At 31.2% G+C, this 13,697-nt stretch carries 13 protein-coding genes; 9 read left to right on the plus strand and 4 right to left on the minus strand.

Going from position 1 to position 13,697, the window contains the following annotated elements:
- Positions 1-56 precede the first annotated feature (56 nt).
- The 3 genes from KHA90_RS17440 to KHA90_RS17450 all read left to right on the plus strand — a co-directional run bounded on the left by KHA90_RS17440 (position 57) and on the right by KHA90_RS17450 (position 5,318).
- Positions 57-1,520, plus strand: coding sequence for an OmpA family protein (locus KHA90_RS17440; protein WP_213303625.1), 1,464 nt, complete (start codon positions 57-59; stop codon positions 1,518-1,520).
- A gap of 64 nt (positions 1,521-1,584) precedes the next feature.
- The gene (locus KHA90_RS17445; protein WP_213303628.1) at positions 1,585-4,350 is read left to right on the plus strand and encodes a PD-(D/E)XK nuclease family protein; all 2,766 of its coding nucleotides are present in this window, start codon (positions 1,585-1,587) and stop codon (positions 4,348-4,350) included.
- Between the two features lie 293 nt (positions 4,351-4,643).
- A complete protein-coding gene (locus KHA90_RS17450; protein WP_213303642.1) occupies positions 4,644-5,318 on the plus strand; it encodes an ATP-binding cassette domain-containing protein in 675 nt (224 codons plus the stop codon).
- Between the two features lie 9 nt (positions 5,319-5,327).
- Here KHA90_RS17450 and KHA90_RS17455 read toward each other — a convergent pair whose 3' ends face one another.
- Entirely contained in the window at positions 5,328-5,579 is a 252-nt protein-coding gene (locus tag KHA90_RS17455) for a hypothetical protein (RefSeq protein WP_213303645.1), read from the minus strand.
- Positions 5,580-5,760: 181 nt separating this feature from the next.
- Here KHA90_RS17455 and KHA90_RS17460 point away from each other — a divergent pair, with 181 nt between their 5' ends.
- Positions 5,761-6,081, plus strand: a complete 321-nt coding sequence (locus KHA90_RS17460; RefSeq protein WP_213303647.1) for a roadblock/LC7 domain-containing protein — start codon at positions 5,761-5,763, stop codon at positions 6,079-6,081.
- Positions 6,082-6,100: 19 nt separating this feature from the next.
- Positions 6,101-6,475: a hypothetical protein gene (locus KHA90_RS17465; RefSeq protein ID WP_213303650.1), complete on the plus strand. Its 375-nt coding sequence runs from the start codon at positions 6,101-6,103 to the stop codon at positions 6,473-6,475.
- 75 nt (positions 6,476-6,550) lie between these two features.
- On the opposite strand, the gene KHA90_RS17470 is transcribed toward KHA90_RS17465, so the two are convergent.
- The gene (locus tag KHA90_RS17470; RefSeq protein WP_213303653.1) at positions 6,551-7,327 is read right to left on the minus strand and encodes an alpha/beta fold hydrolase; all 777 of its coding nucleotides are present in this window, start codon (positions 7,325-7,327) and stop codon (positions 6,551-6,553) included.
- 365 nt (positions 7,328-7,692) lie between these two features.
- The gene (locus KHA90_RS17475; protein WP_213303656.1) at positions 7,693-8,985 is read right to left on the minus strand and encodes an aminopeptidase P family protein; all 1,293 of its coding nucleotides are present in this window, start codon (positions 8,983-8,985) and stop codon (positions 7,693-7,695) included.
- Positions 8,986-9,425: 440 nt separating this feature from the next.
- Between KHA90_RS17475 and KHA90_RS17480 the strand changes: the two genes are divergently transcribed.
- The 3 genes from KHA90_RS17480 (at position 9,426) to KHA90_RS17490 (ending at position 11,499) form a co-directional block, all read left to right on the plus strand.
- On the plus strand, positions 9,426-10,946 hold the full coding sequence (locus KHA90_RS17480; protein ID WP_213303659.1) for a hypothetical protein: 1,521 nt from the start codon (positions 9,426-9,428) through the stop codon (positions 10,944-10,946).
- A 102-nt stretch (positions 10,947-11,048) separates the two neighbouring features.
- Positions 11,049-11,207 carry a hypothetical protein gene (locus KHA90_RS17485; protein ID WP_213303662.1) on the plus strand — a complete coding sequence of 53 codons (159 nt, stop codon included), beginning with the start codon at positions 11,049-11,051 and terminating at the stop codon, positions 11,205-11,207.
- Between the two features lie 7 nt (positions 11,208-11,214).
- The gene (locus KHA90_RS17490; protein WP_317197398.1) at positions 11,215-11,499 is read left to right on the plus strand and encodes a GNAT family N-acetyltransferase; all 285 of its coding nucleotides are present in this window, start codon (positions 11,215-11,217) and stop codon (positions 11,497-11,499) included.
- Between the two features lie 227 nt (positions 11,500-11,726).
- Here the strand turns inward: KHA90_RS17490 and KHA90_RS17495 are convergent, their stop codons facing one another.
- Entirely contained in the window at positions 11,727-12,131 is a 405-nt protein-coding gene (locus KHA90_RS17495) for a helix-turn-helix domain-containing protein (protein ID WP_213303665.1), read from the minus strand.
- Positions 12,132-12,320: 189 nt separating this feature from the next.
- Between KHA90_RS17495 and KHA90_RS17500 the strand changes: the two genes are divergently transcribed.
- Positions 12,321-13,676 carry a bactofilin family protein gene (locus KHA90_RS17500; protein WP_213303667.1) on the plus strand — a complete coding sequence of 452 codons (1,356 nt, stop codon included), beginning with the start codon at positions 12,321-12,323 and terminating at the stop codon, positions 13,674-13,676.
- Positions 13,677-13,697: the final 21 nt, after the last annotated feature.

A 13,697-nucleotide genomic window follows, 5' to 3' on the forward strand; every position in this document is an offset into this window, starting at 1 on the left:
AATTTTGGTGTTACTTTTGTCTGTAATTAACTAAATTGTAATTAAAAAAATTAAGTATGAAACATCTTAACAAACTTTTAGTTGCTGTGATGATGGTGATGGGTTTAAGTTCTCACGCACAAGACAGTAACAATCCATGGGCTATCTCTTTTGGAGTTAATGCCGTTGACACTAGAACCAGTTCTGGTGCAGGAAGTGGTTTCTTTGATCAACACTTTTCTCAGCCATTCGCTGTAAAAGACAACTGGAATATTCTTCCTTCTTTATCTTACATTGGTGTGTCTAGATATGTAGGTAGTGGTTTCTCTGTTGGTTTACAAGGATCTGTAAACAAAATTGATAAATATGTTACTTTCAATCCAAATGCTGCAGGGCATGATTCAAGAGGTAACGTTGTAACTAATCCTGGTGATTTGATGTATTATGGAATTGATGCTACTATTAAATATAGCTTCCAGGAATTAATCAAATCTAAAGTAGTTGATCCTTCGTTATCTGTTGGTGGAGGTTACACTTTCTTTGGTGATAGCAGCTACGGAACAGTTAATCCAGGTGCTGGAGTAACTTTCTGGTTTACAGATGCTATTGGTCTTGAGCTTGCTTCAAGATACAAATGGTCAGTTAGTGGTGATAGACAAGATGCTTCTGGAGCTCCAGATGCTCCATCTCACTTTCAACACACTGCAGGTCTAGTTTTCAAATTCGGAGGTAAAGATACTGACGGAGACGGAATCTACGATAAAGATGATGCTTGTCCAGATGTTGCTGGTCTAAAACAATTCAACGGATGTCCTGATACTGATGGAGACGGAATCGTTGACGCTAGTGATGCTTGTCCAGATGTATTTGGTTTAGCTGCATTAAACGGATGTCCTGATACTGACGGAGACGGAATTGCTGATAAAGATGATGCTTGTCCAGATGTTGCTGGTTTAGCTGCTTTAAAAGGTTGTCCTGATACTGACGGAGATGGTGTTGCTGATAAAGATGACAAATGTCCTACAGTTGCTGGTCCTAAAGAAAATGGTGGTTGTCCTTTCTTAGACGCTGATAAAGATGGTGTTCTTGACAAAGATGATGATTGTCCTACAGTTGCAGGTCCTGCTAGTAATAGAGGTTGTCCTGAAGTAACTGCTGAAGCGTTAGAAGATCTTAAAGTTCAAGCTAGAGCGGTATACTTTAACTCAGGTAAAGCTACTTTCAAAACTGGAGACAAAGAAACTTTAGCTAGATTAGATGCAATCAAACAAATCCTTATCAACTATCCTAATGCTAAATTTAGCGTTGAAGGACATACTGATAGCGATGGTTCTGATAAATTGAATCAAAAACTTTCTGAAGACAGAGCTGCTGCAGTTATGAACGCCTTGATCGAAAGAGGAGTTAACGTTGATAACTTACAATCTAAAGGTTTTGGTGAGTCTCAACCAGTTGCAAGCAATAAAACTGCTGCAGGTAAAGCACAAAACAGAAGAACTGAAATCAAACATATTGGTTCTAAATACCAAGGTAAACTATAATTTACCTTCGTAAATAAATGATAAAAGCCATTCTTAATTGAATGGCTTTTTTTATTTTTATAAAATGATAAATACTTCTTTTCTTGGTAAAATAGCATCCGTTATAATTCAGGATTATTCGGCGAAAATTGCTGAAACAACAATTATTTTGCCCAATAAAAGAGCTAAGGTTTTTTTAATCGAAGCTTTGAAAAATGAAACTAAAAATACAATTCTTTCTCCCGAAATTATTAGTATTGAAGACTTTGTGCAAGATGTTGCTTCAATACGATCTGTAGATGCAATCGAACTTTTGTTTGAGTTTTATGAAGTTTATCTTTCTGTCACTGATAAGCAAAATCAGCAATCATTTGAATTATTTGCAAATTGGGCAAAAACACTTTTACAGGATTTTAACGAAATAGATCGTTACCTTTTAGATCCAAGTCATGTTTTGTCATATTTAAAAGACATTGAAGACATTAAAAAATGGGGAATAGAAGTTGAAAATAGTACCAAGCTATTAGAAAACTACATTGATTTCTGGAAATTGCTACCAATGTATTACGATGCATTGTACAATCATTTACTGAATAAATCGATAGGATATCAAGGTTTAATTTATAGGGAAGCAGTAAATAACCTGAATCACTTTTCAAATACTATTTCAAACCGAACTTTTATTTTTGCAGGTTTCAATGCATTAAATGCTGCAGAAGAAAAAATAGTACAACATCTTTTGGCACTGGATCAGGCTAAAATTTATTGGGATGTTGATCAAACATTTTTAAATGATCCATATCATGATGCCGGACTTTTTGTGAGATGCTTTAAAGAAAGCTGGAAACATTACAAAACAAATATTTTTGAATGGATTGTAGATGATTTTTCTCAATCTAAAAATATTCAGGTAATAGGAACTCCTAAAACTATTGGGCAGGCGAAATTAGCAGGAAGTATTATTGAAAATATAATCAACGAAAATCCAATGACTTCTCTGGATAAAGTCGCTATTGTATTGGGTGAGGAAAATTTACTGATGCCAATTTTATATTCACTGCCTTCATCAGTAGGGAGTTTGAATATTACCATGGGATATTCCGGAAAAAATAACCCATCTCAAATATTAATAGCAAAACTATTTAAAATGCATACAAATGCGCTTTCCAGAAAAGGCGATAGCTATGTGTTTTATTATAAAGATGTACTTGATATTTTAACCCATCCATTAGTGGAGCCTTATGCAAATGCAGGTAATTTAGTAAGGATTATAAAAGAGAATAATTATACTTTTATTACACATAATAGAGTTGTTGAACTAAATTCCAGTCCAACACGATTGTTTGAATTATTGTTTCAAAAATGGGAAAGTGGATCAATTGCTGTTCTTGAAAATGTATCGGCACTTTTGCTTTTGATAAAAGAGAATTTCAGTAATGATAACGCAGAAGAAAAGATTGCGAAAGCTTTTGTATTTGCAGTTTTTAAAGTGATTAATAAGCTGATAAATTATTATTCGCAACATCATCATATAGATAATATCGACACTTTACATGCTATTTATAAGCAGATTATTGATGTAGCCGAAGTTTCGTTTGAAGGAGAACCTTTGCATGGACTTCAAATTATGGGTGTTCTTGAAAGTCGTGTTCTGGATTTTGATACTGTAATTGTAACTTCTATGAACGAAGGAAAATTTCCTGCCGGAAAATCTCAAAACTCCTTTATTCCTTATGATGTTAAAAATGAATTAGGTCTGCCTACTTTTAAAGAAAAAGATGCTATTTATACCTATCATTTTTATCATTTACTACAACGTGCAAAAAATATTTATCTAATTTATAATACTGAAAATGATGGATTAGATGCCGGCGAAAGAAGTAGATTTATAACACAATTAGAAGTTGAGAAACAACACAAGCATAATCTGACTTTTGATATTTATAATCCTGTTTTGCCAACTATGGCATATATACCAATGACGGTTCCAAAATCTGAAGCTGTGATGGAACGTTTAAAAGAAATCGCAATTGCAGGTTTTTCACCTTCGGCATTGACGAGTTATATTCGGAATCCGATTCAGTTTTATTTCCAAAAAATTCTACGTATTCGGGAAGTTGATGAAGTCGAAGAGAATATTGCGTTAAATACTTTGGGAACTATTATTCACGAAACTTTAAAAGCATTGTATGATCCTTTTGTGGGTAGATTTATATCCCAAACTGACCTTGAAAATTGTTTTAAGCTCTTAGATGAAGAAGTTTTAAAACAATTCAAAATGATTTATAAAGAAGGTGAAATTAAAAAGGGTCGTAATCTTTTGGCATTCGAAGTGGCAAAACGTAATGTTTCTAATTTCTTAAAAATGGAATCAGAATCTATTAAAAGCGGAGATGCAATTAAAATTATTGCTTTAGAAAAAACTTACGAGCGTGAATTGCATCATCCAAAGTTGCCATTTCCGGTTTTAATTAAAGGAAATGTCGATAGAATTGAACAACGTAATGGAAAAATAAGAATCATCGATTATAAGACGGGAAAAGTTGAAAAAACGAATATTATCCTTAAGTCCTGGAACGGATTAACACAAGAGCTTAAAAACGATAAAATTATTCAGGTTTTGGCTTATGCTTTTATGTTTGAAAAAGAAGCAGGAGATTTGCCAATTGAAGTTGGGATTATTTCGTTTAAGAACCTGAAGTCCGGCTTTCTTCCTTTTGGATTTAAAGAAGAAAAAGAATTGGATTATACCGTTACAAAAGAAATTCTGAACAATTATACAGAAGAAATCGTAATATTACTATCAGAAATTTTTGATGCTACTATTCCTTTCGAGGAAAAAATAAATTAAGAGATTAGAAAACTACAAAACATATTCGAATTTTTTAAAACCACTTTAGTTATCAACTTAACTGTTTGTGCTATTGCTGTTTTGTTGGGAGGTTTTGATTACTTTTTCATTCTGTTTTTAAGTTTTGGTTTTTTAATGAGCATAGGTTTTAAAGAATTATATCGTAAAAACGAATATCTGTTTTATGCAAATAATGGAATTTCGAAAATACAACTTTTGGTTTTTAGCTATTTTTTTACTTTTGGAGTGGCAATTTTAATAGGTTGTATCACTTTTTTAATAAAGAAGATATTTTGAAAAAAAACATTTTAGAAGTGGATGGAATCCAAAAAAAATATGGTGAAAGAGTAATTCTTTCAGATGTTTATCTGAAATGTGAAACTTCGGATATTATTGGTTTGTTAGGAAGAAATGGTTCTGGAAAATCGACTTTGCTAAAAATAATCTTCGGAGTAATATCAGCTCCAAATAAATGTATTCGGATAGATTCTGTTTCAAAAAACAACCAAAATGTTCTATTGAACGATATTAGTTACTTGTCGCAGGAACAATTCATTCCGAATCATTTGTCTGTAAAAAAGGCAGTGATATTATCAGTCGATAAACAAAAAATAAAATTTTTCTATGAAGATGAGTTTATTCAGTCGATTTTGTTTAAACGAATAAATCATTTATCAGGTGGAGAGTTGCGATATCTTGAAATTAAAATTGTTCTATTTAATGCTTCAAAATTTGTTTTGCTAGACGAACCTTATAACGGATTGTCGCCAATAATGGTAGATATAGTCAATGAATTGATAAAAACCAATTCGTACAAAAAGGGAATTGTCATTACAGATCACAATTATCAAAATGTAATTAAGATTTCGACTCAATTGATTTTGATCAAAGATGGTAAAACCCATTATATCAAAGAAAAAGCTGAACTTGTTGATAAAGGATATCTAACCAGTTCAGCTTTTTTATAGCGATTTTTTCTAACTAAAGATTTTTTTGAAAAATCCTTTTTTTGCTTGTTCTTGTAAGTTAGAATTGTTTATGCTTCCGTTTTCAAAACGAAACCTTCTAAATTTCATTAATTTCACATTTAAGTCAAAACGTACTTCGTCAACAGTTTTCATATCGTTCAATTTTTTTTGCAAAGTTATGAAAAACTCCCAGTAAACATCGATAGTTACAAACGTTAAGATATTAATTAAGATATCCCAAACAGAATCCAAATTTTTCAAACAATTCCACTTTTTTTATTGTTCTTTTTTACAAATATTATTTAAAAAATAAAGAAACATTATAGGATAAATAAAAGTAATTCAAATGGTTACGGGCAACTCTTTTTTAACAAGTGTTTATCAGGCAATACTATATTATTAAAATATCTTTGAACCTTCTTAAAAATGAAATAATAGCAATATGATAGATTTGAATACACTTGTCGAAGAAACTGGAGCTGAATCTGGGTTAAGTTTTAACATAGATGGCATCTTGCTGGAATCGGTTAATTTAGAGTATGATGGAAACGTGGCTGCAATGATTGGGATGATATTAAAAATGTGTTTAGAGATGTCTGAAGACGTGAATAACGGAGATCTTAAACAAGTAATGATTAAAAATAAAGACGGTATTGTAGTCGCAAATAAAGACGAAGACGATAACTGTGTTGCACTGCTTTCTAAAGATATAAGCAAAATGGGACTTTTGCTACGCAAAATGGATACCGTTTTCAATAATTAATTAAACTAAAATTTAAAACATGTCAGATTTTTTACAGAATTTTCAAAACGATTTAAAAGAAAATGTAAATGGATTTATTGCCGTTTCAGTAACCGAAGTTGAAACAGGAATGTCTTATTGCTCTCTTTCTCTAAATCCAGATTTTGACCCGGAATTAGCATCTGCTTATAATTTAGAAGTTGTAAAAGCAAAATTAAACGCTATTAAAGCTTTAGGATTAAATCAAAAAATCAATGATATTTTAATTACACTTACAGATCAAATACATATTATAGATGTATCTGAAGATGGTAAATATTTTATTTATTTAGCAGTTGATTCAACTAAAGCAAACCTTGGATTAACAAGAGCAACTTTAGCTAAATTCAAAAAAGACATTATTTCAAAACTATAATTTTGCCCCAATAATGAAAAAAGGCCGTTTCAAAATTTTTTGAACGGCCTTTTTGCTTTTTATTTTAGAACTGATTTATTCAAAAAAGTCTAATAAAACAGTTTTCAATTCTTCCTTGTTTTCAATCTGGCTCATGTGTCCGTCATCAAAAGAAACCAGTTTTACAGTTGTATTTTCTATTTGAGCAGTATTTTCGTCATAGTTTAAAACGGGATCTTTTTTGCCTAAAACCAATAATACAGGAAACAAATCCTGTTTCAATAACGATTCTCTGTCTTTTCTAATCTTCATTCCTTCAAGCGAAGCTACAATTCCTTGCAAAGGAGTTTTTAAAGCCTGAATTTTCACCTTCTCGATTTCATCTTCTAGTCTTGTTCTGTTGTTTTCGCTGAATAAATTAGCAATTGCAAGGCTTACAAAGTTTACATAATTTTGTTTTACTGCTTTTATGGCGCGATTTCGGTTTATTTTTTTATCGTGACTATCTGCTTTTGAGCTGGAATTTAATAAAACTAATTTATTAATTTTCTTTGGGAATAATTCGGCAAAAGCCAAACCAACATAACCTCCCATAGAATGCCCTAGAATAATCGCTTTTTCGATTTTTAAATGATCTAAAACCTCGTGAACAGCATTTGCATTATCCTCCATAGAATGCACATATCCCAAACAATCAGATTCACCATGACCCAATAAATCAATTGTGATAACGCGATAATTTTCAGAGAAAAGATCAACATATTCCTTCCACATTTTTTTATTTTCCAGAAAGCCGTGAAGTAATACAATCGCAGTTCCTTTACCTGAATCAGTAAAAGATATTTTAGTGTTTTTATATAGAATATTTTTCAAAATGATGTTTTAAAGTTGAATCACAAATATAAGAAAACCCAAAACCATATTAAAAGATAAGTTCATTCGAGTTAAAATTATACGTTATTCAGTTCATTTAAAGGAAGCATAAAAACATAAAGTATTAAACCATATAAGTGATATAAGTCCATTTTAGTTTAAAAATGCTTATCGAGTTCAATTTTAGAGAAAACTTAAAAGTAAAAAAACATTAAACCATATAAGTTCATTTAGTTAAAAAAGATAGTATTCAGCTCAACCTGAAATGAACTTATATCACTTATATGGTTAAAATAAAAAAAATGGTCAGCATTTACGCCAACCATCTTTCTTCTATACTCTTTCTTCTTCTAGTCTTTCCTCACTTAAGAATTCATCAAACTTTCGATTTCATCTGCTTCAACCGGAATATTGCGCATCAGGTTAAAAGGCTCTCCTTTTTCCTGAACGACAACATTATCTTCCAAGCGAATTCCGAAACCTTCTGCAGGAATATAAATTCCAGGCTCAACAGTAAAAACCATATTTGCTTTCATAGGTTCGTGAAGTAAGCCATAATCATGCGTGTCAAGACCCATGTGATGAGAAGTTCCGTGCATGAAATATTTTTTATAAGCTGGCCATTCAGGGTTTTCGTTCTGAACATCGGCTTTATCAAGTAAACCCAAACCAAGTAATTCCGAAGTCATGATTTTACCTACTTCAATATGATATTGTTTCCAAAGAGTTCCCGGAGCCAACATTTTTGTAGCTTCGTTTTTAACTTTCAAAACTGCATTATAAACTGCTTTTTGTCTTTCAGAGAATCTTCCCGAAACCGGAATCGTTCTCGTCATATCGCTTGAATAATTAGCATATTCAGCCGCAACATCTAATAAAATTAAATCTCCCGCTTTACATTGCTGATTGTTTTCGATGTAATGCAAAACGTTTGCATTATTTCCCGAAGCAATAATAGGCGTATAAGCAAAACCTTTAGAACGGTTACGAATAAATTCATGAACCAACTCGGCTTCGATTTCATATTCGGTAACATTTGGTTTCACGAAAGGCAATAATCTACGGAAACCTTTCTCAGTAATATCACAAGCGTGCTGAATCAAATCTATTTCTTCACTTTCTTTTACAGAACGAATGCGTTGCAAAATCGGGTTGCTTTTCGCAACATTATGTGCAGGATAACGCTCTTTCCACCATTTTACAAAACGAGCTTCGCGAGTTTCAGTTTCAACAGTTGCGCGATAATGTTCATTTGTATTAATGTACATTGTATCAGCATACGTCATCATTTCGTTCAAAACCTTATGAAAATCCTGCAACCAATAAACCGTTCTGATTCCCGAAACCTGAAAAGCACGTTCTTTACTTAGCTTTTCGCCTTCCCAAACGGCGATATGATCATTTGTTTCTTTCAGGAAAAGCATCTCTTTTTGGTTCTCATAAGGCGCATCCGGAAACAAAAGCAAAATACTTTCTTCCTGATCTACACCGCTCAGATAAAAAATATCCCTGTGTTGTGCAAATGGCAAAGTACTATCAGCACTAACCGGATAAATGTCGTTTGAGTTGAAAACGGCAACAGAATTAGGTTTCATTTCTGCCGTAAATTTTCTGCGATTTTTTACAAAAAGAGCGCTGTTTATTTGATGATATTTCATAATAACTTAATTTTTGAACTTCGAATTTCAAAATTACTAATTTTTAGAGAATGGCATCAGATTGCTTTATTAAAGTTTTCTTATTTGTTTTGGTTTTGACGCGAAGACATTAAGTCGCAAAGTTTTTTTTACACAATAATTCGTAATTGGCTCCGCAAAGTAAACCCGACAGGTTTTTAAAACCTTTTGGGTTTGATAACTTAGCAACTTAGCCTCTCAGAACCTTAGAATCTTGATAATAATGGCGTGCCCCTCCGGGTCGGGCTTTCGGCTATATCTTTTATTCCGTTCCACTTTATAAAAGGATACCGCCTCAATCCCTCACGCGAACTCCGCTTCGTACGACTTTATTATTTAAATTAAGAATAAGTTTTCCAATTGTAGTATTTCGTATATTGTCATTAAATGAGAGAAATTTATTTATAATTAATCAGAAAGGAATGTTTAATAGCAATCAGAATAACAAAATTTACTCGCTCTATACCCCATTTAGAAATCTACTTAGAAAATTAAATCAAATTGACAGTATATATGTGATTTGGTGTTATTCAAGAAATTTTACATTTAATTTAGAAATTCCTCAGGATATTGAATTACCCGCTGGCTTTGTAATGAATGATAAAATTGATAACCGACGTTATTATGGTGTTCCAGAATATGAACAAGAATTTCTATTAAAACAAATATTAATTAATTGTGATAATAAGCATTCAAAAATTAGTATTCGAAATAGAGAAAGATTATCAAAAATTATCAATTATTCAAGAAAAACCCTTAGTGAAGGCATATCTAAAATTTCGATCGATGGTTTGGAATTGGAAGAAGATTTTTTAATTGAATTTCATAGAATGGCTCATCGTCAGTTTAGCTGGCAAAAAAGTTTTAATTTAAATATTATATTCAGATATTACAAAATTTATTGTAATGAGGAATTAAAAATAATTATAGAAAAAAGATTTAAGATGTCTCCATTTGAAATTTTTATAATAGGTTTTTTTCTTTTTAGGCATACTGCAAATACTTTTAGGCTTCCTTTACCTTTTAAATCTGATTTTGACATGATTTCTAACGAAAAACTTGATGTTTTTTTTCAGAATTTTTCTATAACTACAGATGACGCTAAGAAGGAATTAAAAGAATCTCAGCAAATGAATGAGAATCTATTTTATTCATATAATCCATTGCATGCTAAACCAATTTTAATATTTGAAAATACTTTTATTTGTCCAATGCATTTACTCCTTTTTTGGCAGATAACGAACGGGCTTTATTATTCGATTGTAAATGAATTGGGGTTTGAAAATGCTTATGGTAATGCATTTGAAAATTATATAGGTGAGGTTTTATACAATACTATAAATAACAATGATATAGGGATTTATCCAGAAGAAAAATATGGAAAGAAAGAAAAAAGAACTACTGATTGGATTTTACTAGATTCGAAAGCGATTTTGTTTATTGAGTGCAAAACTAAGCGTTTGACTATTGGTTCAAAAACAGAACTTGATATAAAAAAGGGATTAGTTAGGGATTTGAAAAAAATGGCTGGTTTTGTTGCTCAAGTTTATAAAACATACCTAGATTATAGACACAATGAATATCCTACATTGAAATTTGACAAGACTTTGGAGTTTATTCCACTTGTTTTAACTTTAGAAACTTGGTATATCAATTTTAATCCACGAATTATGTTAATATTAAATAATTATATAGTATCGGAATTTGAAAGAGAAAAATTAGATCAAGAACTTTTATCTAAGTTTCCTTACCATCTACGCTCATGTGAAGATTTTGAAAAAGATATTCAAATTATTAATACTGTTGGTATTAAGAAATATTTTGAAATGATTAAAAGCAATACATTAAATGATTATTGTAAAGATTTTCCGTATGTTTATCAATTTGCTGAAACTTTTAAAGAAACATTTCTTGATCCACTAAAAGAAACATATAAAGGATAATTGTTATAATTGAGTTTAAAAAAGAAGATTTGCAACTACATAAAAAAATATCTCTAATCTCTGCCGGCAAACAAAATCCACAAAACCATCGATTATTAAAAAATGACGATCAAAAAAGCAAATTCAAACGACCACGAAATCTTAACCCAAATAACCAAAAAGTCAAAAGCACATTGGGGATATTCAAATGAGCAAATCGAAATTTGGTCTGAATTTCTAACGGTTTCTAAAAGAATATATCGAAACAAATCCAGTTTATAATTTAGTTATTGAAGACAAAATTATTGGATATTATTCCTTCTTCCACGAAAGTGAAAACACTATAAAACTGGATAATTTGTTTGTTTTGCCTGACTTTATCGGCAAAGGATTCGGGAAAATATTAATGAATGATTTTCTAAACAAATTAAAAAATATTGACGGTCAAAAAGTTATTTTGAACTCAGAGCCAAATGCAGAAACTTTTTATGCAAAATTCGGATTTGTGAAAATTGGTCAAATAGAAACTTCGATTAAAGATCGTTATTTGCCAATAATGGAATTGAATTTTTAAGTTTTTTTGTCATCGAGAAAAGTGTTTTGGCTTATTCTCAAGCTTTGTCATTCTGAGGAACGAAGAATCTCCGCAAGTAACTCGACAAAGTATTTCTTAACATTACGGAATTTATCGCGAAGATTCTTCGTTCCTCAGAATGACAATATTGCGCATAAAAAAACCTTTGTCAAAGTTTTAAAACTTTGACAAAGGTGTATAACGTATTATAAAATCTTAAATGAAAATTATTTTTCGCTCAACAACTTCTCTAAAAAAGCAACTTTCTCTTTTTCAGCCTGAATTAATTGTTGATAAAGCTTTTTATTCTCCTCAAAAGCTTCAAGAAGTTTATCAAGCGGATTAAATGTACAGCCATGATTTACAGATGAAGCGTTATCTTGATAAGTATTTCCAATAATATTGAAAACAGCTTCTTCTGAAAAATTCTTTATAACATCAGGAGTAACGCCCAAAAGTCCGGCTATTGTTTTTAGTTTTTCGTCGTCAACGGTTTCACTTCCTTCAATAATAGAAATAGTTTGCTGACTTACACCCATTGAAATTGCAAGTGCGTCTTGTTTCATATCTCTAAGTTCCCTGATTCGGCTAATGTTTCGCCCAATATGTTTTGGTTTTGTATCTGTGCTCATAGTTCAAAGATATTTAAAATTCGGTTACGTTTTTGGTTTCGGTGGGAAACAAGTCTTTGTTTGTAAAATACATTTTGCGATTTGTTTCTCGTGGCATAAAAATACAATTTTTCTGACTGTTGTTGATTTTTATAATAGAATTGCGTAATCTTGATATATAAATTCCGAAGCCATTCAATAAAAAATAAAATGCACAATTCAGTTTTCAAATTAGTTACCATTAAAGACGTTAAAACGCAATATCCATTTTTAATCGATCACGAAGGATTTGATTATTCTGAAGATTGGCAAGACGAAGATTTCTTTTTAGTTTCTGATGAAAATGTAAATTTTGAAGGCGATTTTTATCTCGATCTTTATGAAGATGAACATAAAAAATGGCTTTCCAGTATATTGAATCTTCCATTAAAAGAAATTGATTCCATAAGAATCGAAGGCATTTTAATAAACGGAAATTTCACCACAAACGGCACCATCATAAATGCCGAAGGAGATTATGGACCGTATGTTTTTATTAGCGGAAATGTGACTTGCCAAAGTTTATTATTAGGCGGTTCTTATGTTGAAATAAAAGGAAATGTCACAGCTGAAGAAGTTGTCATGACATCCTATAATCATGGTAATTTTAAATGTTCCGGCATTATTGAATCTCCTGTTTTTATTGTTGACGATCATTATACGACATTTTCAGGACGAAAAAATGATTTGTTTTATTACAATGATAAAACAGAGAATTCGGATTTAAAAAATGATTGCGAATACGATTCTGAAACTGACGAATATATTATTTCAGATGAATTGCGAAAACATCTGGATAATCCATTAATAACAACTTTCGAAGAATTAATGCGCGAATTAGAGCATGGAGAATTGGTTTTAAAACAAAATAATCCGCCGCCGAAAACTTACGAATATTGGCAAAAAAGAGTCGCTTCAAATTATAGAGATTTAAAAATAGTTCCGCCTCAATTTAAAACCAAAGAATTGTTTGAGTTAGCATTGAAAATTACATTTCATGCTTTGGATTATGTCGATAAGGACTTTATTACGCCGGAACTTTGTGAAAAAATAGTTGGTAAAAATGGATTTGCGATTCAGAAAATTCCGGATCAGTTTATAACAAAAGAACTCTGTTTAAAAGCGGCTCAAAGCGGAACCTTGATTTCGTTGTTTCCAAGTGAATTTTATTCTGAAGAATTGATTTTAACGACATTTGAAAATGGCAAACATGAACCGAATATAAACGATGTTCCTTCTGAATTTATTACAGAAAGTTTGCTCGAAGAATATGTGAAAATTGGCAAAGGTTTATGGCTCGATAAGGTTTGTAAAGAGAACGGAATAGATAAAGTATCGATTTTAAAACGCGTAATTGATTCCGGAATACAAAATCTTAACGCTGTTTTTGGAAATCATTTTAGTAAAGAAATTGTTGATTATGCAGCTTCAATTTATAATAATGAACCACATAAACCAGAATGGAATGAATACGTTCAAAAATATAAAGTTAAATTTGAGCGACTGGATTTGACTGAATATTTGTAATTAATAATAATCTATTTTAAT

The organism is Flavobacterium psychroterrae (assembly GCF_018380615.1).
Taxonomy (GTDB): domain Bacteria; phylum Bacteroidota; class Bacteroidia; order Flavobacteriales; family Flavobacteriaceae; genus Flavobacterium; species Flavobacterium psychroterrae.